Here is a 25,943-nt window from a genome sequence, read left to right on the forward strand (position 1 = left end):
TGATTTTTGAGCGGGTTTGAGAATCGACGAGATATTTCGCAGGAATTGGAGGGCTGTCCGTTGCTCAGAAGGAGCCCCTGTTGGATCCCGACGATCTGCAGTCGTCGCGCTCTGCCTGAACTGTCATCGTGGGAAATCAAAACAATCTCTAAGCTCTCCGAGCCTTAACCGACCGCCCCTCCAACTGGCGACGGCTCCAACAAGGAGACCAGTCCAGCGCCCCCTCCAGCGCTGCCAAGCTTCCAGAGAAAATGGAGTTTACGACCGATAGGCTGGCCGTTCCTCCGTTCTGAGTCACGACATAGAAAGCGCCCCCACTCGACTCCAAGAGTCCCGTGGCGGTCTCTTATTCGGATTACTCATACCGTAACGCGTCGATGGGATCGAGGCGAGCGGCGCGGCGGGCCGGCACGAAGCCAAAGAGCACGCCCACGGCGCCGGAGAAGACGAACGCGACAATAACGATCATCGGGTCGAAGACGAAGGGCACGCCCAGCATCGGCGCCGCGACGGCGGCCAGGGCAAGGCCCAGTCCGATGCCCACCAGTCCGCCGAACAGGGACAGTACGACGGCCTCCACGAGGAACTGAAGCAGCACCTCTCGTCCCTGCGCTCCAATGGCGAGCCGGATGCCGATCTCGCGCGTCCGCTCCGTCACGGACACGAGCATGATGTTCATGATGCCGATGCCCCCCACCAGCAGACTGATGGCAGCAATGGCACCCAGGAAGGTGGTGAGAACGCCGGTCGTGCTCTCCACGATCGTAGCGATTTCGGCCATGTCTTGCACCGTAAAGTCGTCTTCTTCTCCCGCCAGAATGCGGCGCCGCTGCCGCAGTAGGCGCTCGATGTCAGCCTGGACCTCGGGCGTCGCGGCCTCGCTCACAGCAGACACGAAGATCAGGCTGACGTCGTCGTCTCCCGTGATGCGACGCTGAAGGGCACGTAGGGGCGTGAGGATGAAGTCGTCCTGGTCCATCCCGAAGGTGGATTCCCCTTTTTCTTCCAGCACCCCCACGACGCGGCAGGCGGCCGTGCCCAGCCGGATGGACGCCCCCAACGGATTTTGCAGGCCGAACAACTCTTCACGCACGGTGGCCCCCAGCAGGCAGACGAGCGACCCGGACTGCAGCTCCCCCTCGGTGAAGGAGCGGCCCAGGGCGAGCGGCCAGTCGCGCGTGGCGAGGTAGCCGTTGGTCGTGCCGGTGACCGTGGTCGACCAGTTTTCGTTGCTGTACACCGCGACGGCGGGGGCCGAGGCCGTAGGGGCAATGGCCTCAATCCCGGAAATCTCCCGCTCGATGGCCGCCACGTCGGCTCGTTCGAATGGTGCGGCACTCACTTGAATGCCGCCATGCTGAGGCCGCGTCCCGGGCCGCACGGTAATGAGGTTGCTCCCGAGGCTCGAAATCTCGCCCGTAATTTGCGAGGTGGCGCCGCCGCCCAGCGTCACCATGCTGATGACGGCGCCTACTCCGATGACAATGCCGAGGATCGTGAGGAACGAGCGCATGGCGTTGCGCCCGAGTTCGCGGAGGGCCAGCCGAATCGTGCTCCAGATCATGAGGGCATCCCTCCCACGTCGAGCGGCGTCGGGGCGGCGGGACGCTCCCGATCCGACACGACGCGCCCGTCCAGAAAGCGAACGATGCGCCCGGCGTATGCGGCCATGTCTTCCTCGTGCGTGACCATGACGATGGTGATTCCGCGGTCCGTGTTGAGGGAGGACAACAAGTCCATGATCTCGCGGCTGGTCTTCGAGTCGAGATTGCCCGTCGGCTCGTCTGCCAGGAGGAGCGAGGGAGCCGTCACGATGGCTCGTGCGACGGCCACGCGTTGCTGTTGCCCCCCCGACAGTTCAGCAGAGGTATGATGCTCGCGGCCTTGCAACCCCACGGCGGCCAATGCTTCTCCCGCGCGATGACGTCGTTCCCGTCCCGGCACGCGCCGGTACACGAGCGGCATTTCAACGTTTTCGAGGGCCGACGTGCGCTTCAGCAGATTGTACCCCTGAAAGACGAACCCGAGATAGTGCCGCCGCAGCAATGCTCGCTGATTCCGGTTGAGACTGCCCACCTCCACGTCCGAAAATCGATACGAGCCCGACGTGGGGGTGTCGAGGCAGCCGATCATGTTGAGGCACGTGGATTTGCCGGACCCGCTCGGCCCCATGATGGCGACGAACTCCCCCGTGTCGATCCGCAGGTCTACATTATCGAGCGCACGGACTTCCGCCATGCCTTCGCCATAGAGTTTCGTCATGCCCTGAAACTCGACCAGCGGTGTACTCCCGTGAGAAGAGGGCTCGGTCTCCGTTGGAGCTTCATATTGAAGGGCAGTGGTCATGCGTCCGTGCGGTTGAGGTTCATCAAGAGTGGAGTTCCCGGGGTCACCTCACCGTCGCGCACCTCCGTCCACTGGCCGTCTGTGCGGCCCGGGATGACCGTGATTGCGACCGGCGTGTCGTTCTTTAGGGTCCACACGATTTCTGTACCGGGAGCCCGCTCCTGTTCGGGAGGGGCCGCATCGGGCGGCGTGAACCGCAGGGCACTGTTGGGGACGAGGAGGGCGTCGGTCACCGTGTCGGTGGTGATGTCGGCCGTGGCCGTCATGCCGGGGCGGAGGGCCCCGTCGGCATTGTCGACGGTCATAACGGCTTCATAGGTCACGACGCCGGAGACAGTCTTCGAGGCGTAGTGGACTTTCGTAACGCCGGCAGGAAACGTGCGACCGGGGTAGGCGTCGACCGTGAACGTGGCGGGTTGCCCAGCGTCGACTTGTCCCACGTCCGCCTCATCCACGTCCACATGCAGCTCCATCTGCGTGAGGTCGCGTGCAAGCGTGAAGAGGACGGGCGTCTGGAACGAGGCGGCGACGGCCTGACCGGGGTCCACCGCCCGCGAGAGAACGAGCCCGTCGATGGAGGAGCGGATGGACGCCTTTCGGAGCGTCGTTTCCGCCACGTCGAGCGCAGCTTCAGCCACAGAGATTTGTGCTTCGCTGCTAGTCACCGACGCCTCGGCGCGAGCCAGTGCTGCCTGTGCAGCTTCGAATTCCTGGGGCGAGATGAAGTCGCGGGCGGCCAGTTGCTCGGCGCGAGCGGTCTGTAGACGCTGCTCCTCCAGCGTGGCGTCGGCCTGGGCGAGGGCGGCCCGAGCGGCGGTGAGGTTGGCTTCGGCCTGCACGACCTCGGCCTGCAGCCGGTCCGTGTCGAGTCGCGCCAGCACTTGTCCGCGCGTCACCCGATCGTTCACGTCGACGAGAACGGATTCCACCAGCCCGGAAATCTCGCTGCCCACGTCCACCGTCGTCACCGCCTCCAGCGCCCCCGTAGCCGTCACCGACAGGGTGAGTGTGCCCCGGCGAGCGTCGAGAGTCTGATACGATACGGGGTCGCCCCCCCGTGTAAAGACCCACGTTCCCACCGCCGCAACAGCGAGAAGGAAAAGCAGAAGTACGCCCCACCGTCTCCATCGCCGTCGTGAAGACGAATCGTCGAGGCCGAGGGTCTCTTCGATGGCCTCCGGCGGGGTCGTGTCCGCCGGCGTATTGCGGGCCGTCGGCGGCGGGGCGTTCGGGGAGCGTGAAGCCGTACGGGGATCGCGCGTCATGGGAGGCCTCAAGGTAGAGGAGCGAGGATTGCCGACAATCTACGCCAGGCCGGGACGAGAGGACGCCCGAAGAAGTGCTCGTATTCGTGTCGGGGGCCTGCGCATTCGGGCGTAGGAATTGCCCCTGCGCCCGCTGCGCCAGAGGTGGAGCCGGAATCGGTGTACGACCGGTTGTACATTTGGCTGACCGATCCGCTGTCCAGACGACGAGCGGTGCGTTTACGGCAACGGGGAACGCCCAAATTGCCTACCGCTTTCTCGTAATAGACGTGGTCGGTCCCTTACGCGACAAAAGTCGTTCGATCCTTCAAACTTCTGACTGAGGTCATGAATGTGGGGACTCACCCGCTTGCTACAAACACTGACGGGCTTCGAAGTCTGAGCTCGACTGCAAACCAAGAGGCTCATGCAAGCGGATCGGACTTTCCTTTGGGGCCACTCCCCTTCCTTCTGGGCAGCCCAACCCTGTCGGGGCATCTGCGTGATCAGCCTGTCAACTGAGCACAGAGCAGGCACACCTCCGCACTGGACACCTCCACACTGGATATCAGGACGCAATAAGAGCGAGGCCATGATGCTCACTGAAGGGGCATCAGATGAACAACACAGCCCCGCCCTCCCTTTCAAGGCGGTCTCGTCCCGCATGTTGAGATAGGTGGCGTGGGCGCTTTCCTCGTTTAGAGCGCGGGCCCGGCCTACGTTCTACTGGCGGGTAATCTGGAGGAGCTGGTCGGTTTTGCTTTTAGCACCGGCCGAAATAGGAAAGCGTGAAGGCCCTCACGCCCGGGCGGTCAACATGGTGTTGATAAGCTGATAGAAGCGATGTTCTCAGATGGCCCGCGGGAGCATCATTCTCGTGGGCTTTTTCTGTTGGAGTCGTGTATATCCATCAGGGTCTGTGCCTTGTGGCAGCTTATCGGTTGTTATAGGGACGAAATTCCTCTATTCTGAGGGCGGCTGAAGGAGCGGTTCAAACCCGACGGCACCCTCATCGCATGCGTTTATAATTTAGGTACGTCACAATACAAACGGGTCCCCCAGGCCTACCAGACCATGACCGACGAGCCCAGTCCGCCGTCCACCGCAGAGCCCTCCGAAAACGATAACACGGGCGAACTCGCCCCACCACCCCTCTCTGAAATTCGTCAGAATGCGCCCGATTCGAGGGATATGGATGGCGACTCTGAGGACGCGGGTTCCGAGCAAAAAACCGAGGCGTTAGAGGACCCCGAGCGCCTGCGCGAGCTACAGGAAAGTCTCGGTCGGCTTGAAGACTTTGCTGCCCAGAGCCAGGCCGAAAACACCATCCGGGCCTACGCCGCAGACCTGGAGGACTTTCGGCACTGGTGCAAAAAATACGATCGGGAGTGGCTCCCTGCGAAGCCGAAGACGATCGGTCTCTATCTTGGGGCGCGGGCCGACGATCTCAGTCTTGCGACGCTGGAAAGGCGCCTTGCCGCAATCGCCTCCCTGCACAAAGAAGAAGGCTACGAGTCGCCAGCCTCCGTCGCCGAAGGTCCCCTTCGGAAGATCTGGAAAGGCATTGTCCGAGAGAAAACCCGACAGCAAGATGGCGCCCCGCCTCTTATGGTCGAGGACCTCAGGTCCATTATCGAGCACCTGCCCCGTTACCAGGCAGAAGATGACGGCCCCACAGGTCAGCTGACGCTGACAGCTCTGCGCGACCGTGCGCTCCTATTGGTTGGCTGGACCGGAGCGCTTCGCCGGAGCGAGCTCGTCGCGCTCACGACGGACGATGTTCAATTCGTCGAAGGCCAGGGCGTGAACGTCTACGTCCGTCGCTCGAAGGCCGATCAGGAAGGCACGGGACTCGTCAAGGGCCTGCCCTACGGCTCGAACAAAGACACCTGCCCGGTCACGGCCCTCCGGCAGTGGCTTCAAGCAGCTGAGGCAGAAGTTGAGGGGACGTTTGAGGGAGACATCTTCCGCCGCTTCTACCGGGGCGAATCCATCGGCGAGAGTGCAATGACGGCTCAATACGTCTCAAAGGTTTTGAAGCGCCACGCCGCGAGCGCCGGGCTTGACCCGGAGGCGTACTCTGCCCACTCCCTTCGGGCGGGCTTTATCACGCAGGCGATCCGCGCCGGGAAGGCCGAACGCCGTGTCAAGGAGCACTCCGGCCACGCCAGCTGGGAAACGTTCAACCAGTACGTCGAGGAGGCGGGAACCTTCCAGGATAACCCCGCCGAGGACATCGGGCTGTAGTTGGATCTCACTTGCCTTTGGTGCCGCGTGGTTATGCAGTTTATCTCCGGATCTCACTGATCTCTAATAGGTGCCCATCGGGATTACGGAAGAAGCAGCGGACCTCACCTCCACGATCATGAGGCGGGGTTAGAAACTCAGCCCCACGTTCGCGCAAAACCTCATGCGCGCCCTGGCAGTCCGGTACACGCATCGTCAACTGGTGACTTACGACATTCTGGTCTTGGGGAGGAGCAAACGTCACCGAGGGTTTGTCTTCGGTCGGACCGCCTGCGGTTACCAAAAGCAACCACGCACCTTGAAACCGAAGCACGCACGAAGTCCCACCGTACTCCCGGTAGACCTCTGCCCCCAACACGTTACTGTAAAAAGCGCGAGATCGAGAGAGGTCACCGACAACAAGTAATGTCGTGAGCTCGACGCCGTCTGTCGGGAAGTCCTTCATTACGTACACTCATCTGCATGACAGGGTGAGATAACCGGTGCGTTCTGGAGAGACTGCAACCAGTTAAACATTGTCCGTTCGGTGACGTCCGCCCCCATCGGCCGCCTCCCGCGCATCGTCCGTCGTGAACGGCGTGGGCAGGCGCCGAAGAAAGCGTTCGGGCGGCCCCAGCGCCTTCGTGTCCAGATCGAGCGTCTCGTACACGCGAAGGGTCTCGTTTAGGCACCACCGGGCCACCGTCAGGCCGTCCTCCAGTGTGTCCTCTGAGACCGGCCCGGGCTCCCGGTCCCCGTCCGCCACCCGGCAGAGGTGGAAAGTGAGCGTGAGGTGGGCAGCGTGGTTGATCGTCTTTGCTCGGGCTGCCCGGCTCGTGTCGCTGGCCTCTGCGTTTAGACGCTCGTTCTCCCGGTTATAGAATCGGATCCAGGTCTCCTTCGCCGCCGATGACAGCGTGACGGAGGCCGGTGTGTCGTCCTCCATCCGATCCTCCAGAGCGTAGAGCGTGCGGAGCAGCTGCCCGTATCGTTCTCTCAGCGCCTGCGTCACCTCCGCTCCGGTCAACGTCTTCGGCTTCACCGGCGGACGGCACAGGATGAGGCGGGAGGCAAACCCGGTGCGGAAGTGCAGCTCTCCCACCTTCTCCGCCAGCGTTTCCGGCTGGATGGTACCGGTAAGAGGGACGGCCGGGCGGTCCACGGTCACGTTTCCGTCGCCCACGCGGTCCTGGCTCACCTGCACCCCGTTCCACAGCTCAATCCAGAACTGAAGGTCAGCGGCCCCGCTGGAATAGCGGTCGAACGAACCGATCCACGCGGCCAGCTCGTCGCGAGACAGAAGCAGGCCCCGAGGGTTCTCGTCAAGGATCTGGACCACGGCCTCGGGCGTCGGGTCGCCGGTCCGGTATCGCGTGCGGACGGGCCGGGGCTCATCGCCCTCCGGATCGTACCGCTCCATCGCCGCCTCGTAGCGGTCCCGCGCCTCCCGCTCGTGCCCGTACACGGGCCGCATGACGTGTTGTAGGGCCAGGCTCTTGCTGGACCCCGACGGCGCGATGACGACCGTCCAGAGCGTGGCCGGCTCATTACGTGGCGCGCGGAAAGTAATTCCTCCTGAATCCTGGGCGTGGGCGTGATTGTCGCAATCATTGGCCTCAATGCACCAATCGGTGAGGTCTGGGTTGCGCACCTGCTGCTGCTTTCCCTCTTTGCCGCCAAGGTCGTGAAAGGCGTCAACCAACTCGTCTATTATCGGCTCGGGGTGTAGCGATGACCTGCCGCAATGATATCGATAGAGATGAACCAAAGAGAGCAATGGCCCAGACGGATACCAACATTCGAAATCGGATCAGGACCCTCCGCTTTCATCATGGGGAGATGACGCAGCAGGAGCTTGCAGACCAGGTTGGGGTCTCTCGGCAAACGATCAATGCCGTTGAAGGCGGCAAATATGCGCCCTCGCTGGAGGTGGCGTTTCAGATTGCAGAGGTTTTCGACGTACCGATGGAAGAGGTTTTCCAGTACGACCCAGGCGAATCCTGGAGTTGAATCTACTGCGGGTTGGCGTATACTGACGCGAGGACGACTGCCGCCCGAATGCGGTGGCCCGAGTGCGGTGTAATGTGCTCCATTCGAACAGTTGCGAGGCCCATTCCTTGGTTTATCGCGGTCTGGCCGGTGGGGGCCTGGGCCCCTGCCGCAGGCTAAAGCGCGAGCACGAGCAGGATGCCCCCATAACTGCCGGGACTGATCGCATGTGAGTCCAGGCGGTCCATTTCTCAACGTAGGTCCTCCACGTGCTGGCCGCGTCCGGTCCTGTCGGATCCCCCTCTTCCAGCGCGTCGTTCATCGGGACATTGAACACGGCGGTTACCAGGAACGTCCCAGCGAGGTAAAGCACACCCCCTACGGTCATGTACACGCCACCGGGCCCAGCCCCAAGCCCTGCGGCGGAGACGGACATCCCCGCTGAACCTTTGCCAATGACGCACGGCCCATTTTTCCCGGGGAGAGGAAACGGGCGGACTGTCGGCAAATTTCGGTGTAGGCGGGTGCGCTCGTCACCACCTTGTTACGGGTTTCCGGAACGGACCTGACGGGCCCAGGAGTAGGGAGGCTTCCGCACATAACAAGCCTGCAGATCCCCATTGAATCCATGACCCCTCGATTTCTCATTTTCCTTCTGTCCTGTCTCTTTGGGCTTGCGCTCGTAACGGCCGGGTGCCGCTCCTCCTCCGAGGACGAGACCAGCGCCCAGGAACCGGCGGCCACTACTGTCGCCCAGGAGAAAACGACCCTGGCCTGGAGCTACTCCGGCGACACGGGCCCGGCCAGCTGGGCGTCAATCGACGAGGCGTACGCGGCCTGCGCCGGCTCCGAGCAGTCGCCCGTCGACCTCGCGGCCGACGACGAGACCCAACAGGTCAACATTGAACTCAACTACGAAGCAGCCCAAGGCACGCTCTTCGACACCGGCCACGGCGTGCAGGTAAACGTCGAGGGCGGCACCATGATAATCGACGGCAAGGCCTTCGCCCTAAAGCAGTTCCACTTCCACACCCCGAGCGAGCACACGCTCGACGGCACGAGCTACCCGGCCGAGGCCCACCTCGTGCACGCAGCGGACGACGGCGAGCTTGCCGTGCTCGGCATCTTCTACGAGGAGGGCGAGGCCAATGACTTTCTCGCTCCCGTGTGGGAAGATCTGGGCAGCAAGAGCGACATTCAGACCGCCGACCCGATGGAGCTCAACGTCGCCAATATGCTGCCGTCCAATCGTGTGACGTACACGTACTCGGGCTCGCTCACCACGCCCCCGTGCTCGGAGGGCGTCCGCTGGCACGTGATGCAGCAGCCGCTCACCCTGTCGGCCCAGCAGCTGGAAGCCCTGACGGCGATCTACGACGAGAACAACCGGCCCGTGCAGCCCCTCAACGACCGCGAACTCGACCGCGTGACGCTGTAGGCGCGGGGCCCCGCCCATTCGACCGATCAAGTCCTTCAGCGCCCGGCGGCATCGCCCCCGTCGGGTGCTTTTTACGTGGCTTCGATCCTCGACGTTCACCCGGCCCCCTCCATGCAGGGAAGAAGGACGAATCCGCCAAGCCAGTGTCGCGACACGCCACGGCGCGTGGGCCCCGACGAAAACGGATTTAAACCATTGGGCCGAGCCTCAGCGCCACGGCCGTACCCAGACGTGCCCCCTCACCTCTTCAATTCCCCCTTAACCGCCCCCCAATCTTTGCATTTTCCAAACTTCTAGCTTCTCATTTTCACCATCCTCCCCCACAGCAACATATCCCCGTTGGCGATGTTCGACTTAAAGATGCGTTCAGAGCCTGTATTCAAAGAGGCGGTGGATGCAGTCTTTTAAGCATCAGATGAGTCATGGACCACAGAATCATTGCCCGACTCGACTCCGGATCTTCCTCGTAATCCTTCGACAGCCTTCGGCTTCGACCCAACCATCCAAACGTGCGCTCGATAACCCAACGTCCCTTCAGCACTACAAAGCCCTTTTGCCCCTTGGGGCGGTGGACAATTTCAACAAGACAGCCCAGAATCCGCCATGCCCACGAGGCCAACGCACCTGGGTAGCCTGCATCGGCTCGAAGTAGCCGCAAGCGGGAGCCTCGCCAGTTCAGTGCGTTGAGGGCCCACACTGCGCCCCATTCGTCCCGCATCGAGGCCGCGCTTATGTAGCAGGAAAGAATCAGACCCATCGTATCTACAATGAGGTGGCGCTTCCGTCCTTTTACGTGCTTTCCGGCGTCAAATCCGCGAATCCCCCTTTTTCAGTTGTTTTGACCGACTGACTGTCTACCACAGCGATGCTCGGCTCAGCTTCTCGATCAGCAGCAAGGCGAACCTTGCGGCGCAAGGTGTCGTGAAGCCGGTCAAGCGTTCCGTCGAGGCGCCATCGGCGGTAGCAGGTGTGAACCGAGGAGTAATTCGGAAAGTCCCCGGGCAGGTAGCGCCATTGACATCCGGTACGTACCAAATAGAGGATCGCGTTGACGACTTCCCGCCGGTCGAGTTCGGGAGGCCGACCGGTGGACTTCCGGGCAAACAGCGGAGCAATCTGGGTCCACTGCTCGTCGGTCAGGTCAGAAGGATATCCGCGGCTCATGAGGACAGGACTGTACTTTAAGGAAGAAAAGCCCTCGATTGACCCCGTAGACCTGACTTGGTTCCCTTTGAATACAGGCTCTCACACCTTCTCTAAATTGGGCCCGCATGTCCCCACCGCCACCACCCATGGCCCCCTCGTCCAACGACCAAGCCTCGAACGGTGAGACCCCTCGCCCAGCCGACACTGCAGCGGCGGACCGCCCTGAACGCGACCCCATGCCCATCGTCGGCATCGGGGCCTCCGCCGGCGGCATCGACGCCCTCCAGCGCTTCTTCCGCGAGCTGCCGGCGGAGACCGGCATGGCCTTCGTCGTGATTCTCCACCTTGCGCCCGACCGCGAGAGCAACCTCGCCGGCATCCTTCAGTCCTGCACCGACCTGCCCGTCGAGCAGGCCGCGGACGGCACCGAGGTGCAGACCGACCACGTCTACGTCATTGCCCCCGGCCACCGCCTCACCCTGCGGGAGGGCGTCCTGCGAGTCAGTGCGGTCGAAGGGGCCCACGACGTTGCCACCATCGACCGCTTCTTCCGCTCGCTGGCCGAGGACCAGGGCCGCAACGCCGTCGGCGTCGTCCTCTCCGGCAGCGGCAGCGACGGCACGCTCGGCCTCCGCGCCATCAACGAGAAGGGCGGCGTGGCCTTTGCGCAGGTTCCCGAGGACGCCGAGTACGACGACATGCCGCAGAGCGCTATCGCCACGGGCCTCGTCGACCTCACGGCCTCGGCCGGCACCCTGGCCGAAATGCTCGTCCAGTACCGCGACCACGCGGGCGCGATCCAGGTGCCGGAGCGGGTCGACACGCTGGGCGACGACGGGCAGTCCGCCCTCCAGAAGATCCTGGCGCGGCTCTTTTCAATGACGGGCCACGACTTCTCCAACTATGACCGCGCGATGGTCCTCCGTCGTGTGGGACGCCGCCTCCAGCTCACGGCCGCCCAGTCGCTGGACGAGTACCGGCGCCGCCTGCAGAACGACGAGGAGGAGACGCGGGCACTCTACAAGGACCTGCTCGTCAGCATAACGAACTTCTTTCGGGACCCCGAGGCCTTCGCCGCGCTTGAGGAGCAGGTGATCCCGAAATTGTTCGAGGGCAAGGGTCCGGACGATCAGGTGCGGGTGTGGGTGCCGGGCTGCGCCACGGGCGAGGAGGCCTATTCGATGGCGATGCTTCTGGTCGAGTACGCCGACACGCTCGACGCCCCGCCCGAGCTCCAGGTCTTCGCTACTGACGTGGACCAGGACGCCCTCGACACGGCCCGCGAGCGGCACTATCCCGAGGCGATTGCCGCGGACGTGACCGAGGACCGGCTCCGGCGCTTCTTCGAGGGCGAGGGCACCTATTACCGCGTGGACAACCGCCTCCGCGAGATCATTCTGTTCTCCCCGCACAACGTGCTCGCGGATCCGCCCTTCTCGACCCTGGACCTTGTGAGCTGCCGCAATCTCCTGGTGTACCTCGACGCGGACGCGAAAACGCACGTGTACGAACGGTTCCACTACGGCCTGCGCGAGGGCGGATTCCTGTTCCTGGGACGGAACGAGGGCACCCAGGCGGCCGAGGCCCTCTTTTCGACGGTCGACGCCCCGAACACCATCCTGAAGGCCCGCGCCCTGTCCCCGGACGAGCGCACGTACCTCCCCTTCCAAGAGGGCGTCGAGGAAATGAGCGTGATGGCGGCGCCTACCTCCGAGAGCGCAGAGTCGTCGGACCTCACGTCCGACCCGTCGGACCTCGCCGAGGTACACCACCGGGTCCTCATGGACGCGGTGGCCAGCCTGCTGGTCAACGACAACGGGGAGATCGTCCACCTGTCCGACGGCGCGAGCCGCTACCTCCGGTTCCGGGAAGGCACGCCGAGCCGCAAGCTCTTCCCCCTCGTGCCGGACGCCCTGCGCCCCGAGCTGCAGAGCGCCCTCTACCAGGCGTTCCAGAAGGGCCGGACGGTCGAGCGGACGGGCCTGTCCGTTAAGATTGAGGGCGAGCCCCGGATGCTGCGCCTGTTCGTGCGGCCGGTGGAGCAGACGGGCGGCGAGCAACTCGCCCACGTCCGCATTGAGGAACGGCCGCGGCCCGCCCCGCCGGAAGCCCCCGACTCCGAGGAGACTGACCGGTCGGCCACCAACAGGCCGGGCACCAACAAGTCGGACACCGACGAGCCGGACACCGGCCTGCAGCAGACCGACGAGATCAGCAATCGCCAGGAGGAACTCGATCGGACCCGCGAGCAGCTCCAGACCACCACCGAGAAGTACGAGGCCGTGTGGCGGCAACTGGAACTGGCCAACGAGCAGCTCCGCTCGGCCAACGAGGAGCTGCGGTCCAAAAACCAGGAGATGGAAACGAGGCGGGAGGAGCTGCAGTCGCTCAACGAGGAGCTGCAGACGACCAATCAGGAGCGGAAGGCCAAGATCGAAGAGCTGCGCGAGGCGAACAGCGTCCTCGAAAACCTGATGGACGCCACCGAGATTGCCACCCTCTTCCTGGACCGCGACCTCACGATCCAGCGCTACACCCCGCGCGTGACCGAGCTCTTCAACATCCAGCCCGCGGACGTGGGGCGGTCCCTGTCGGACTTCACCCAGCGCTTCGAGTACGAGGACCTGATGGAGGACGCCAAGGCGGCCCTCTACGATCTGGACGCCATCGAGCGCGAGCTTCACACCAGTGAGAATCGGTGGTTTCTGCTGCGGGTGCGGCCCTACCGCACGGTCGAGGACGAGATTCGGGGTGTGGTCCTCTCGTTCATCGACATTACCGAGCGCCGGATGGCCGAGGAGGCGCGGCGCCGGAGCGAGGAGCTTCACCGCCTGGCCGTCGATGCGGGGAAGGTGGGCACGTGGAGTGTGGACCTGGAGACGGGCGAGGCCGCTCTCTCGCCCCGAAAGGCGGCGCTCCTGGGCATTGATCCCGACGAGCACCGCCCCCCCTCAGACCAGGCCGAATCCGAATTCTGGCAGCAGGTCGTGCCCCAGGAGGACTGGGCCCAGCTGGTCCACCCCGACGATCGCGACCCGATGGAGCAGGCGCTCGTCGCCGCGCGGGAGACGGGGGCGCCATTCGAGATCGAATATCGTGCGCAGCACGCGGACGGCGTTCGCTGGATCTATTCAAAGGGTGAGGTGACCCACGACGGCCCGACCGACGGCCGCGCTCTCCGGGGCGCCTCCGTCGACATTACTGAGCTGAAGGAGGCGCAGGAGGAGCTGCTCCGAGAGCGCAACTTCGTAAATAGCGTGCTCGACACCGTGGGCGCGCTCGTGATGGTGCTGGACCGGGAGGGCCGCATCCTGCGTGTCAACGACGAGTGCGAGGCCGTGACCGGCTACTCGGCCGACGAGCTTCGGGGGTCCGACTCCTTCGAGCGGCTGGTGCCGCCCGACGAGGTGCCCGAGGTCCGCGACTCGTTTTTGGCCCTGCTCCGTGGGGAAGCCCCCATTCGAATTGAGAACCATGTTCGGACGAAAGACGGGGACGAGCGCCTCATCGACTGGACCAGCACGGTGCTTCGGGACGAGGCGGGGACGGTCCAGTTCGTCATCGGCACCGGCATCGATGTCACCGAACGACGCGCCCTGGAGCAGGAGGTCATCGACGCCGGGGAGCGGGTGCGCCGCGAGATCGGCCAGGACCTCCACGACGTGCTCAGCTCCGACCTGGCCGCCCTCGCCATGAAGGCCGACAACCTGAAGCGCAAGGTCAAGGAGGCGCTTTCCAATCAGACGGGGGCGGTCGATGCCCTGCAAGACATCATCGGCGGCATCCGAACGGCCGCCGAGCGGTCGCGCACCCTCTCCCACGCCCTCATCCCCGTGTCCCTGCAGGAGGAGCACCTGGCTGCCGCCCTCGACAACCTGTGCCGCGAGCAGGAGGAGCTCACCGGCACGACGTTCACGTTCGAGGGGGACCGCGAGGAGCGACTCCCGCGCGACGACGAGACGGCGATGCATCTCTACCGCATCGCCCACGAGGCCCTCTCCAACGTGCACCGCCACGCCCAGGCGGACCACGTGTGGGTGTCCCTCCGCCGCACGGACGCGGCGCTCGTCCTCACCGTGAAGGACGACGGCGTGGGCCTCCCGGACGAGATCGACAGCGCAAGCAGCGGGGTGGGCCTCCGGTCGATGGACTACCGGGCCAGCGTTATCGGCGCGGCGCTCGCGTTCGAGTCCGGCGACGAGGGCGGCGCCGTCGTCCGCTGCGCCCTGCCGCTGGATAAAGCCCGGGCGGAATAATAGCGTTGAACGTTGGAACGTTAAACGTTGAACGTTCCAACGTTTAACGCCCTCAGCCAACATCTCCCCATCGGCATCGTTCGTAAGAGCACCACCGTTTCTCGTACGTTTCAGCCATATCTGAACGCACCGTGGCCGCCGATTCCGACGCCCCCAATCCTTCTGACGCCGACGGTACCGCCCCAAACGGGGACGGTACCGCCCCGAGCGAGGATGCTATCGCCGAAGACGCTGCCACCCCGACCGGGGAGGCATCCGCCGAGGACACACCTCCCAAGGACGCGACTTTTGCGCGCGACACCGGACCCATGCCCATCGTGGGCATCGGCGCCTCCGCCGGCGGCATCGACGCCCTCCGCCGCTTCTTTTCCCGCCTCCCCAAAGAGGATTCGGACGAGCGCGGGATGGCGTTTGTCGTCGTCCTGCACCTCGCGCCCGACATGGAGAGCAACCTCGCCTCCATCCTGCAGCAGGACACCACCCTCACCGTCACGAAAGCCACCGACGGCATGGCGGTCGAGGCCGGACACGTCTACGTCATTCCCCCGGGCCGCCGTCTGGAGATTGCGGGCGGCCGCCTGCAGGTGACCGCCACGGAGGGCCGGCACGACATCTCCACCATCGACCGCTTCTTCCGCTCCCTCGCCGCCGACCAGACCACGAACGCCGTCGGCATCATCCTCTCCGGCACCGGCACCGACGGCAGCGTAGGCCTCCGCGCCATCAAGGAGGAGGGCGGCGTCACGATGGTGCAGGACCCGGCCGAGGCCGAGTACGACAGCATGCCCCAGAGCGCCCTCGCCTCCGGCCTCGTGGACCTGGTGCTCTCCGCCGAGGGGCTGGCCACCAAGCTCGCCGAGTACCGCGACAGCGCCGGCATCGTGCAGCTGCCCGAGTCCGTCGAGTCGCTCGACGAAGACGGGCTCTCCACGCTCCAGAAGATCTTCTCTCGCCTCTACACCGAAACGGGGCACGACTTCTCCAACTACAAGCGCTCCACGATCCTCCGCCGCCTGGAGCGCCGCCTCCAGATCAACTCCCTGCCCTCCCTGGAGGACTACCTGCGCCACCTGCGGGAGGACGAGGGCGAGATGAAGGCCCTCTACCGGGACCTCCTCATCAGTGTCACCAGCTTCTTTCGGGACCCGGAGGCCTTCCAGGCACTCGAAAAGAAGGTCATCCCGAAGCTGTTCGAGGACAAGAGTGCCGGGGATCAGGTGCGGGTGTGGGTCCCCGGCTGTGCGACCGGCGAGGAGGCCTACTCGCTGGCCATCCTGCTGCAGGAGTACGCCGACACGCTCAGCCACCCGCCGGACTATCAGGTCTTCGCGACGGACGTGGACGAGGAGGCCCTGCAGGTCGCCCGCGAGGGCCTCTACCCCGAGCCCATCAAGAGCGACGTGCCGGCGGATCACCTCAAGCGGTATTTCGAGACGGAGGGCGACTACTACCGGATCGACCATCGCCTCCGCGAGCGCATGCTCTTTGCCAAGCACAATCTGCTCACGGACCCGCCGTTCTCGAACCTCGACCTCGTGAGCTGCCGCAACCTCCTGATTTATCTCAACCAGGAGATGCAGGAGCACGTCTTCAAGCTCATCCACTACGCGCTCAACGAGGGCGAGTACCTGTTTCTGGGCCGGTCGGAGGCGTCGGGGCGGGCCACCCACCTCTTCTCCGCCCTCGACAAGTCGAACAACATCCTGCAGGCGCGCGTCCTGCCGGCCGAGAACCGGCAGCACATCCCCCTCTCGACGGACCTGTGGCGCGGCCTCGACGTGGGGCGGACGTCCGACGCCAAGAGCGGCCTTCCCGGCGTGACGGGCGGGGATCAGGAGCGGCCCCCGGTGGACGAGCTCCACCAGCAGGCGGTGATGGAGGAGGTGGCCAGCGTCCTCGTCGACGAAAACCAGGAGATTGTGCACCTGAGCGAGGGCGCCGGCCGCTACCTCACCATGAAAGGGGGCGCCCCGTCGCACAAGATCCTCAACTGCCTGCCCGAGACGCTCCGCCCCGAGCTGCGCAGCGCCCTCTACCAGGTCTTCGAGAAAAAGACTGCCATCGAGCGCACCGGCCTGGAGGCCGAGATCCAGGGCCAATTCCGCTCCCTAGACGTCACGGTGCGCCCCATCGAGAGCCCGGAGCCGAAGCAGTACGTGCTCGTCCGCTTTGAGGAGCGGGAGGAGGAGGAGGAGAAGCGAGCGTCGGCCATGCCCGAGAGCGCCAGCGCCCGCGAGGCGGAGCTCCAGGAGGAGCTGGAGCGCACCCGCGACCAGCTCCAGACCACCACGGAGGAGTACGAGGCGGCGACCGAGGAGATGGAGGCCGCCAACGAGGAGCTTCTGTCGATGAACGAGGAGCTGCAGTCCAAAAATGAAGAGCTGGAGACGAGCAAGGAGGAGCTGCAGTCGCTCAACGAGGAGCTCAAGACCACCAACCAGGAGCTGAAGACCAAGATCGAAGAGGTGCGCGAGACGAACAGTGTCCTCGAAAACCTGATGGCGGCCACGGAGATTGCCACCCTCTTCCTGGACCGCAACCTCAAGATCCAGCGCTACACCCCGCGCGTGACCGAGCTCTTCAGCATTCGGCCCGTGGACGTGGGCCGCCCGCTGTCGGACTTCACCAAGCGCTTTGACTACGAGGCCATCCTCGACGACGCCCGGACGGTGCTGGACGATCTCACTACCATCGAGCGGGAGATTCACCAGAGCGACGACCGGTGGTTCCTGCTGCGGCTGCGGCCCTACCGCACGGTCAAGGACGAGATTCAGGGTGTGGTCCTCACGTTCGTCGACATCACCGCCCGCAAGCACGCCGAGGAGGCCCGCCGAAAGAGTGAAGCGCGGCTGGACGCGTTCGTGCGGGCCACGTCGGACATCATTTACCGGATGAGTCCGGACTGGTCGGAGATGCACCACCTGGAGGGGCGGGAACTCCTCGACGACACGGCCGAACCGCGGCAGACGTGGATCGAGGACTACATCCCGGACGACGAGCGGGACCGCGTCATGGCGGCGATTGAGGAGGCCATCGAGCAAAAGGATCCGTTCCACCTCGAACACCGGGTCGTGCAGGCCGATGGCACGGAGGGCTGGGTCGAGTCCCGCGCCGTGCCCATCATCGGCGAGGACGGCGAGATCGTCGAATGGTTCGGCACCGCCACCGACATCACTGCCCGCAGGGATATGGAATAGGTGTCCCGAGAATGCAGACGACGCGGGCGTTGGCGGAAGTCACCTCAGTGACCGGACACAACGTCTCCCCCTTCCGTGAAGGGAGAACAAGGGCCGAGTCTGGCGAGGTCATTCCGGGGAGAGGGCTGTCCTTCGATCAAAGGAACTACTCCCATCCCAGAAAACAGGATCAGACGACGGTACGCATACACCCTTCCCCCATTCAGCGTAGAGTTGTGAGATTAAGCGCAGGACATTCCCACGTATTGAAGAAGCTCCGGGAACTCCTTGGTAAATCGGCCCAGGAAGTTCCGGACGGCTTTTGTTAGCCTCTTCCAGTCGGCAACCTAGGATGCAGGTGCAAGACCTCCTGCTTCAACCAGCGCCACAGCCGCTCGTCGGGGCTCAGCGCGTAGCCCTGTCCCCGTCTGTGGCTCACTCCCAACCGATCCAACATCTGCCACAACCCGGCCTTAGAGACTGTTTTGATTTTCCAAGATGACAGTTCAGGCAGAGCGCGACGACTGCAGATTGTTGGGATCCAACAGGGGCTCCTTCTGAGCAACGGACGGCCTTCCAATTCCTGCGAAATATCTCGTCGATTCTCAAACCCGCTCAAAAATCAAAACAGTCTCTTAGTCTCAGGGGCTTTCTCTCTCGACTCCTCCCGAAGCAGACCGACCGTCCAGTGGCTCTTTCCGTGCCCGAGTGCCCGAAGGGACCGACTTGAAAGTTCACGGACCGCTTCAAGCATCTTCTCCTCACTGGTCGGGGGGAAAAGCGGGCTTTTGCCTGCGTGCGGTGATTCTCGCTCCTTTCGGGCGGTTGTGTGAACCATTCTCTGGTCCATCGCGGTCTGGCCGGTCGTGGGTCCCTTTTTGCCGCAGGCTAAAGCGCGAGTACGAGCAGGGCTGCCCCCATAAGCGCCGCGACCGATCGTACGTGATTCCAGGCGGTCCACGTCTCAACGTAGGTCCTCCACGTGCTGGCCGCGTCCGGTCCCGCCGGATCCAGCTCTTCCAGCGCGTCGTTCATCGGGACATTGAACACGGCGGTTACCAGGAACGTCCCAGCGAGGTAAAGCACACCCCCTACGGTCATGTACACGCCACCGGGCCCAGGCCACTCCCAAAGGGCCATTCCGACCAGCACGAGACAGCCTCCGGCCGTGCCGAAAAATACGCTCAGGAACCACGGGTTGAGCACGGTGCGGTTGATTTCCTGCATCGCTTTGATGCCTTCGGCGAATGGACGGCGAGCAAGGGCGTGCATCACAAACGTCGAGAAGGCAAAAAAGACGCCCGCCATCAATCCGGAGCCCAGAGCGCTGCAGAGAGTCAGAAAAGCCACCCAGTCGTTCATGTGGCAGTCTCTTTTTTCCAGGAGCCGGCCGCTGCGGCCTCTCGGGCAAAGTCTCCGAAGTCGCGAGGCGGGCGTCCAAGGGCACGCTCGACCCCGTCTGTGAGGTGGCTGTTTCGCCCGTCCATCACCTCCCGGAACAGATAGTCAAGCAGGCCCCTGTAGTCGTCGGGGACGCCCTGCTCCTCGAGGGCCGAGAGAAACTCCTTGTGGGAAATCGGCGCGTAGGTCACCTCCTGCCCCGTCGCCTCGCTGATCTCCCCGACCGCCTCGGCGAAGGTCAAAAGGCGAGGGCCCGTCACCTCGTAGACCTGCCCGTCGTGTCCGTTCTCGGTCAGAGCCGCTACCGCGATGTCGGCAATGTCCTCTACGTCGACGAATGGCTCGGTCACGTCGCCGGCCGGAAGGGCAACAGTCCCCCCGAGGACGAGATCTCGCATGAATCCCTCACTGAAGTTTTGACTGAACCAGGTCGCCCGAAGCACCGTCCAGTCGATCCCGGCGTTCTGCACGATCTCCTCGCAGCGCCGGGCCTCTTCTTCCCCACGTCCCGAGAGCAAAACTAGCTTTTGGGCACCGCTCTCAACGGCGAGGTCGACAAACGCTTGGATCGCCTCCGAAGCTCCGGGAACGGCAAGATCCGGATAGTAGACAATGTAGATCGACGTGACGCCGTCCAGGATCGGCGCCCACGTGCTGCGGTCGTTCCAGTCGAACGGGAGATCAGCGGACCGGGACCCGATTCGCGTAGGCACGCCCAGCGCTTCGAGTCGCTCTATGACCCTCCGGCCCGTTTTTCCCGTTCCGGCCGTGACCAGCGTGAGGTTTTGGGGTGAGGCGTTCGTCTTTGTCATTGGTTTCCTCCCATGGATGAGATCATAGTGGATTGCTTTTGTCGAGGGTGCCCCATGTCGAGGGTGCCCCCTCCGTTCACGGTCGACGCCCCACGAATTTTCTTATCTCGCGCAACGAGCGGACGCCTTCCCCCTGGAAGATGCCCTGAGAAAAAAGTTGTCCGTCCCTCAACGTAGCGCTACGGCAATTTTTGGTATGGTTGACTCGGCTCGTTTGCTGCTACGTCACCGGCGGTCCATGATCTGTGCCGGTGTAGGAAAAGACCTGCTCTCGGCTTCTTCCTCATCTCCCCGCTGGTGTCAGAGCATTATCCGGATACTGCAAATGTCTCATTGAAAAAGAAGTGTGAGCAGCCATCGCCTTTCGTCGGAAATGAATCGCTATCCGGCTGAGGCAGAGGGGGGGAGGTCATTAGTAGAAATGCCTTCTGTGCGCGCACTGCATGCAAGCTGGTGTCCTACACATCAATCCCACGGCGCACGACAATGCATTCCTGAGTTCTACGATGAACCCAATTCTTTGAGGGATTCTTCTTTATCATCCCTCCTTATTTCTCAAACGAGCACGCACATGAAAGCAGTCCTCGCCCCCGAGTACGGATCGCCGGACGTCCTGCAGATCGCGGACGTCCCGAAGCCAAGCATTCGAAAGAATGAGGTCCTGATCCGGGTGCGGGCCGCGACGGTCAGCTCCGGTGACTCGCGGGTTCGGAGTCTGACAGTGCCAACGGGATTCAAGCTTCTCTCCCGCCTTCTCTTCGGGATCATGCGCCCTCGACAGCCCATCCTCGGGACCGAGTTTTCAGGCGAGATCGAGGCCGTCGGAGAAGACGTCAAACGGTTCGGCGTTGGAGATTCCGTCTTTGCGTATAGCGACGGCAAGATGGGGGCACACGCCGAGTACGTGGCGATGCCGGAGGAGGGCCCGCTGGCTCACAAGCCGCCCAACCTCACGTACGAAGAGGCTGCGGCGCTGTCGTTCGGGGGCGTAACGGCGCTTCGGTTCCTACAATGGGGCGGTCTTCAAGAAGGCGAGACGGTGCTCGTCAACGGGGCCTCCGGGAGCGTCGGAACCGCCGCCGTGCAGCTTGCCCGGCATTTCGGGGCGTCCGTCACGGGCGTATGCAGTACCGGCAACGTAGAATGGGTCCAGTCCCTCGGTGCCCACCGAGTCATCGACTATACAAAAGAAGATGTTCGCGAAATCGGCGATGTCTACGATGTTATCGTCGACACTGCCGGAACCCTTCCGTACTCCCGGAGCAAGCACCTGCTCAGGGACGGAGGGCGTCTCCTGCTGGTGCTCGGGTCCCTTCCGGACATGCTCCGGGCCCCCTGGGTGGCGCTCACGAGCACCAAGCGGGTCGTGGCGGGAGCGGCCAGCGGACGTCGGGAAGACATGGAGTTCCTAGCATCACTGGCGGAATCCGGGGCGTTCACACCGGTGATTGATCGAAGCTATCCACTGGAGCACATCGCCGACGCTTACCGCTACGTCGAACAGGGCCACAAGAAGGGAAACGTTGTATTGACCGTGGCCTCGACCAACGGCTCACGCCCACACACAGCTCGGCGAAGAAATAAAAACCACGCTCAACCCTCTTAGACGAACTGCGAGACTGGTCAGTTGCCTTGAACTTCCTTCCTCCCGGCGTCTTCTAAACCCACCCCTGCCATTCAGCCAGCGTGTAGAGCACCCCCACGATGAAGAGGCTGCCAAAGATCACCTTGTTGTATCGGGCCAGCCAGAGTGGAAGGTAAATGTCAAAATTATCCTCTCGGTCATCGGTGAAACGCTCAGCTACGTCTGTGAGCGGACAACGCCAACGATTCGCCCAGAGGATCCCCACCTCTCCCAACACAATCACGATCAGCAGAAGGGCCACGTCGAACGCTTCGCGCCATGCATACACGGGAAGAGCAAGGATGCAGCCGGCAAAAAAGGCCCATGCAATTGTATGAACGGTCTTTACGGCTCGGAGTGATGGCTGAGGAGTCATCATAATGCGCTTTCGGAGCAGACGGAATCCGATTAGGGCCCGACCTGCGGTTATGTCCCACGCTGAGACGGCTGCAGAGCATAGTCCGTTGAGACGTCAGCCGGTTTGGTACGATAGAACAAAACGCCCAGCAGAACCGCGACGATCAGAAGCACGCCGAGGTACCCGACGATGCCGACGTTCCGGAGGTCCATGTCGCCCGTAAGAACCCCACCCAGCCCGGCGAAGCCGAGCAGTCCGCTCGTGATCATGAGCACGCGGATGGACGTGGCAAGTCGACTGCCGCCGAACACCGGGGCGGCAAACAGCACCGAGAGCGCAAAGAACACGTCCCAGGCGAGGATGTCGAGGGCGTAGGCAACAGAAGGCCACTCGAAGCTCAGAAATAGCGGTAGATTCGACACCTCCCCGAACGCCGGCTGTCGACTCAGGGTTAGGATGAGAAAGTGGAGAGTCGAGGTCACCCCGGCAACTAGGCCCATGAAGATGACGGACGCGAGGCTCCACACCTTCGCGCGGGGAGCCGCCCATGCATGTACGCTAACCATGAGCGCAACCAAGGCCGGCATCATGGCGAGGATCAGGACCTCGAGGATGGTAAACATCGGGTCGCCGATGGGCTCCTCAGGAGACTCCAGCGAGACAAATCCAGTTATGAGCGTCGCCGCGTACGCCACCTGAAGCACCGCGACGCTTCCTGCCGACACGATGCCAAACCGACGAGCAGTGGTCGTGAACGTGAGAGCCATGGGTTTTTCAACACCTCTGTTGCGTTTGTCCTGAACATCATCCACCAATCCCCAGACGGAGGAGTGATCAACGCCCGCTCCCCCGGTCCCGTGACACCGGTGTTTCTAGCAGCCGCGACCTCACCATTTCCACCCATTTCCGGGGCTCTTCATAGAGAGGCGTATGCCCGGACTTCTCGAACCACACGATCTCTTTGCGGGGCGCCTCCAACACTGCGTAATACTTTTCGACGAGCGTCGTCATGGCATTGACGTCGTGCCGCCCGACGAAGAAATATACCGGGACCTCCACCTCGGCTGCCTGCGTCGTCAAGTCCAGGTCCTCCAACTGAGGGTACACAACGTTGAACACCTTGGCGAGCCCCCGCACCCAATTGACCTTGTCCCAAAAACCGTACTCGGGCGCGAGGAGCGCATCGATCAAGATGTCGTGGCTCTCCCCCTCCCCTGGCGCTCGCTCGGACATGATGCGATTGAGCACGTCCAGGTAATCGGCATACGTGAGAATCGGATTACCACTTTGGTACGGAGGCGGTCCTTTCCGGCGGAGCCGCTCTAGGCGCTCGGTCTCCCCTCGTCCTTCCAGGTACCGCAGGGCCAGTTCGTATCCCATCACGTCATTCTCAGTCGTGCGCACCATCTGCCCACTCCCCACATAGGCATGGAAAAGATCCGGTCGGTCGCGGACGAGCCAGATTCCCAAAATGGTACCCCACGACTCGCCCATGAGGTAGATTTTCTGTTTATCAAAACGCGTTCGGAGATGCCCTACCAGAGCGACCGCGTCGGCACGGTAGCGCTGCGGGGTCAACCAGCCGATGTCCACGGCCGTGAAGGACTTTCCGGCTCCCGGTTGATCCCAGACGAGGAAATCGTCTTCGAGAGCTCCGAGATGCTTTCTCGTAGACGGAAGCTCGCTTCCACCCGGCCCGCCGGCAAGAAAGAGGAGAACCGGATTCTCCCTGCTCGTTCCTCGAATCGTGACCCATTGAGAGCTGCCGTTGAGCTCGACTTGCTCCAGGGACGCAATGCTCCCGGGAAGTGGCCTGCCGCTATCGTCCACGATCGGAGGGGTGTAGGCCAGTATTTGAGAGAGCAGGACCGTAAGGACGGCCACGGCCGTGACCCCGACAAGGAGCGCCAGGCTTCGCGAACGAAGCGCGTCCAGGCCCCTGAAGGCTCCCACGAGCACGGCCCCATCCACCACGACGAGAAGGAGCCCCACCCACACAGGAATGCCGGTCGTAAGGGGAGCGATTGCCACCAGTGCAAACAGGAGAACGGCCAGCACCCCGACGGCGCCCCAGACAGCCAGACGCACGATTCGACTCGCGACGGGCGCTCGACTCGATTCAAACTCTTGAGAGGACATAACGGCCTCTGTATCAAGGTGACGCGGCCGAAACCCGGCGGGATGGAAGCGCACTCCTCCCTCCATCCCACTCGTAACCGCACGTGGACCCGGCCGCCTCTTCTACGCTATGTTAGACGGGGGCCGGGAAGACAGCATTAGAATGTACGCATGATTCCAACGCCGGCAGTGAAGTAGGTCAGGTCAACGTCCGTATTCAGACCACCGATCTCAATGTCACGGGAGAGCGATCGATAGCGAAGCCCCGGCATCAATTGCCAGTTTTGCCCTAGGGTAATTACCGGACCGGCGCCAATCTGCCATCCAAATCCGTGACCGGAGTCGGCCGTGATGTCGCCGTCGGTGTTTTCAACTTCGATGTGGTTATAGATGCCCCCTGCTCGCAGAAAGTAGCCGTACCGGCTCGTGCGAATGGGGTGGATGAATTGCAGACCGAACGTGTAGCCCGTCTCTTCGACGTCAATGTCCGTCCCGGCAAACGAATTCCCATCTGCCGACATGCGACCATACCCCCAACCACCATATGCACCAAGGTGTGAAAGGAATCGATATGAAAAGACCACTTCGCTCCCGAATCCCGTGTTGAGGTTAGCATTCCCGAGGTCTTGCGTTGCGAACTCCGGTCCCACTCGAAGCTCTACACCGAACCGGTCCTGAGCGACTGTGGGGGTAGAAATAAGCAGCAGAAGTGCGCCGACAAACGTGATGAAAAAATATCTCATGGTAGTACCTATCGGATAAATGGTAGCCCCCTTGAACTGGAGGCAACCTACCGCAGGTTGATCTCAGTCTGGTAGGTTTTTCTTGACAACGTGGCGCAGGGAGAGAGCAGGACTTACTGACAGGGGTCTCCCTACGTCTACAATCTTCAACCGAGGGAATGGCTACCGACCTGTGAGACAGTGAAGGCCACACCTGGGAATTCTGCAGTCTGCAACCCAGGGACACGGCCCGCTGCAACACTCGGGGCAGAGTCAACTCCTCATTTTCGGCGTTCGTGCCCCGTGGAGCCGAGCTCCCTGCCGCCTCTGATGCTCACCTCAGATCAAGAAGCCACCGAGCTGCGATCAATAGGCCTATCAGAACCGGCCCTTCAGAAGCATGGCTACGCGGGGGAGGCTCAGAATGCTCGTTGGGTAATCCATCGCTCCTGCACGGCGGTCTCAAGCATGCCGGGGGTGATCAGGCGAATAGCCTCGCTAAGGGGCATGGGTTCGATGCCACTAGCGTTCGTCGACCCAGGTGAAACCCAACTCGCGGTGGGATTCGAAGAGATGAACCGACCAGGTGCGGTTGCACTCCTCCCCCGTCCCTCAGTGCTGATTCCAGCCTGGTCGTCTGGAGGTGCTCTACGTGTACTCTACAGCCTGTTGCACGCGCCGGTAAAGGGCCGTCAGCCCCTTTCTCCGCTGCAGTCCCACTTTGTCTGAAAGCCCCATCTGTTCGAGCGGATTGCACGGTGCATCCTCAATAGTAGACACACGGGCCTCATGAAAAGCCTCGCGCAAAACCCCGAGGAAGGCACGCGCCGTGGCGGCCTCTCGGGGGGCATCAGCATGGAGTTGAACGCGTCCGTCCTCCACCTCAACGTAAAGGAAAACCGGCGACTGACACTCGGGCACTGCTCCGAGACCGGCCTCCCGCATTTCGGCATAGGCCTCAGGGAGATCGGGAAGCCGACGGGCGTAGTCCCGCATCAACTCCAGTTGTAGATCGGGGCCCGCAGCCCGAAACGTCTCAGCAATCTCGGCAAAGGTAGACATAGTGCGATCCGTCGTGGAAGGAGCA

19 protein-coding genes are annotated in these 25,943 nt (G+C 62.9%); 6 read left to right on the forward strand and 13 right to left on the reverse strand.

Annotated features, from left to right (window positions below):
* Window positions 1-355: 355 nt before the first annotated feature.
* From BSZ35_RS18570 to BSZ35_RS18580, 3 genes are all read right to left on the reverse strand, one after another.
* Window positions 356-1,564: an ABC transporter permease gene (locus BSZ35_RS18570; RefSeq protein ID WP_105014098.1), complete on the reverse strand. Its 1,209-nt coding sequence runs from the start codon at window positions 1,562-1,564 to the stop codon at window positions 356-358.
* Window positions 1,561-2,262 (reverse strand): ABC transporter ATP-binding protein, encoded by a 702-nt coding sequence (locus tag BSZ35_RS18575; protein WP_219846702.1) that lies wholly within the window; start codon window positions 2,260-2,262, stop codon window positions 1,561-1,563. Before BSZ35_RS18575 ends, BSZ35_RS18570 begins: the two co-directional genes overlap by 4 nt.
* Before the next feature lie 80 nt (window positions 2,263-2,342).
* Entirely contained in the window at window positions 2,343-3,611 is a 1,269-nt protein-coding gene (locus tag BSZ35_RS18580) for an efflux RND transporter periplasmic adaptor subunit (RefSeq protein ID WP_105014100.1), read from the reverse strand.
* 1,053 nt (window positions 3,612-4,664) lie between these two features.
* Between BSZ35_RS18580 and BSZ35_RS18585 the strand changes: the two genes are divergently transcribed.
* A complete protein-coding gene (locus BSZ35_RS18585; RefSeq protein WP_105014101.1) occupies window positions 4,665-5,837 on the forward strand; it encodes a site-specific integrase in 1,173 nt (390 codons plus the stop codon).
* Between the two features lie 40 nt (window positions 5,838-5,877).
* On the opposite strand, the gene BSZ35_RS20265 is transcribed toward BSZ35_RS18585, so the two are convergent.
* Both BSZ35_RS20265 and BSZ35_RS18595 read right to left on the reverse strand, forming a co-directional pair.
* A complete protein-coding gene (locus tag BSZ35_RS20265; protein ID WP_105014102.1) occupies window positions 5,878-6,282 on the reverse strand; it encodes a VOC family protein in 405 nt (134 codons plus the stop codon).
* Window positions 6,283-6,345: 63 nt separating this feature from the next.
* Window positions 6,346-7,518: a DUF3987 domain-containing protein gene (locus BSZ35_RS18595; protein WP_181149492.1), complete on the reverse strand. Its 1,173-nt coding sequence runs from the start codon at window positions 7,516-7,518 to the stop codon at window positions 6,346-6,348.
* Window positions 7,519-7,592: 74 nt separating this feature from the next.
* Between BSZ35_RS18595 and BSZ35_RS18600 the strand changes: the two genes are divergently transcribed.
* Together BSZ35_RS18600 and BSZ35_RS18610 are read left to right on the forward strand one after the other, a co-directional pair.
* Entirely contained in the window at window positions 7,593-7,826 is a 234-nt protein-coding gene (locus tag BSZ35_RS18600) for a helix-turn-helix transcriptional regulator (protein ID WP_105014104.1), read from the forward strand.
* A gap of 607 nt (window positions 7,827-8,433) precedes the next feature.
* Window positions 8,434-9,243 (forward strand): carbonic anhydrase family protein, encoded by an 810-nt coding sequence (locus tag BSZ35_RS18610; RefSeq protein WP_105014106.1) that lies wholly within the window; start codon window positions 8,434-8,436, stop codon window positions 9,241-9,243.
* A 379-nt stretch (window positions 9,244-9,622) separates the two neighbouring features.
* Here the strand turns inward: BSZ35_RS18610 and BSZ35_RS20270 are convergent.
* A protein-coding gene (locus tag BSZ35_RS20270; protein WP_105014107.1) for an IS5 family transposase occupies window positions 9,623-10,407 on the reverse strand; the annotation gives its coding sequence in 2 pieces (ribosomal slippage) (window positions 9,623-10,071 and window positions 10,071-10,407; 786 coding nt in all).
* Between the two features lie 128 nt (window positions 10,408-10,535).
* Between BSZ35_RS20270 and BSZ35_RS18620 the strand changes: the two genes are divergently transcribed.
* Window positions 10,536-14,645, forward strand: a complete 4,110-nt coding sequence (locus tag BSZ35_RS18620; RefSeq protein WP_181149494.1) for a chemotaxis protein CheB — start codon at window positions 10,536-10,538, stop codon at window positions 14,643-14,645.
* A gap of 131 nt (window positions 14,646-14,776) precedes the next feature.
* A complete protein-coding gene (locus tag BSZ35_RS18625; RefSeq protein ID WP_105014109.1) occupies window positions 14,777-17,842 on the forward strand; it encodes a chemotaxis protein CheB in 3,066 nt (1,021 codons plus the stop codon).
* Between the two features lie 867 nt (window positions 17,843-18,709).
* Here the strand turns inward: BSZ35_RS18625 and BSZ35_RS18630 are convergent.
* Together BSZ35_RS18630 and BSZ35_RS18635 are read right to left on the reverse strand one after the other, a co-directional pair.
* Complete coding sequence (locus tag BSZ35_RS18630) at window positions 18,710-19,183, reverse strand: anthrone oxygenase family protein (protein WP_105014110.1); 474 nt, start codon at window positions 19,181-19,183, stop codon at window positions 18,710-18,712.
* Complete coding sequence (locus BSZ35_RS18635) at window positions 19,180-20,034, reverse strand: NmrA family transcriptional regulator (protein ID WP_105014111.1); 855 nt, start codon at window positions 20,032-20,034, stop codon at window positions 19,180-19,182. The genes BSZ35_RS18630 and BSZ35_RS18635 overlap by 4 nt, the downstream gene beginning before the upstream one ends.
* A gap of 571 nt (window positions 20,035-20,605) precedes the next feature.
* Here BSZ35_RS18635 and BSZ35_RS18640 point away from each other — a divergent pair.
* On the forward strand, window positions 20,606-21,640 hold the full coding sequence (locus BSZ35_RS18640) for an NAD(P)-dependent alcohol dehydrogenase (protein WP_105014112.1): 1,035 nt from the start codon (window positions 20,606-20,608) through the stop codon (window positions 21,638-21,640).
* A 52-nt stretch (window positions 21,641-21,692) separates the two neighbouring features.
* Here BSZ35_RS18640 and BSZ35_RS18645 read toward each other — a convergent pair whose 3' ends face one another.
* The 5 genes from BSZ35_RS18645 to BSZ35_RS18665 form a co-directional block, all read right to left on the reverse strand.
* Window positions 21,693-22,037, reverse strand: a complete 345-nt coding sequence (locus tag BSZ35_RS18645) for a hypothetical protein (RefSeq protein WP_219846699.1) — start codon at window positions 22,035-22,037, stop codon at window positions 21,693-21,695.
* Between the two features lie 47 nt (window positions 22,038-22,084).
* The gene (locus tag BSZ35_RS18650) at window positions 22,085-22,783 is read right to left on the reverse strand and encodes a hypothetical protein (protein ID WP_105014113.1); all 699 of its coding nucleotides are present in this window, start codon (window positions 22,781-22,783) and stop codon (window positions 22,085-22,087) included.
* Between the two features lie 67 nt (window positions 22,784-22,850).
* On the reverse strand, window positions 22,851-24,155 hold the full coding sequence (locus BSZ35_RS18655; protein ID WP_105014156.1) for an alpha/beta hydrolase: 1,305 nt from the start codon (window positions 24,153-24,155) through the stop codon (window positions 22,851-22,853).
* 137 nt (window positions 24,156-24,292) lie between these two features.
* Window positions 24,293-24,877 carry an outer membrane beta-barrel protein gene (locus BSZ35_RS18660; protein WP_219846700.1) on the reverse strand — a complete coding sequence of 195 codons (585 nt, stop codon included), beginning with the start codon at window positions 24,875-24,877 and terminating at the stop codon, window positions 24,293-24,295.
* Between the two features lie 627 nt (window positions 24,878-25,504).
* A complete protein-coding gene (locus tag BSZ35_RS18665) occupies window positions 25,505-25,918 on the reverse strand; it encodes a SufE family protein (RefSeq protein ID WP_105014114.1) in 414 nt (137 codons plus the stop codon).
* Between the last annotated feature and the right edge of the window lie 25 nt (window positions 25,919-25,943).

The sequence above is a fragment of the Salinibacter sp. 10B genome (assembly GCF_002954405.1).
Lineage (GTDB): Bacteria > Bacteroidota > Rhodothermia > Rhodothermales > Salinibacteraceae > Salinibacter.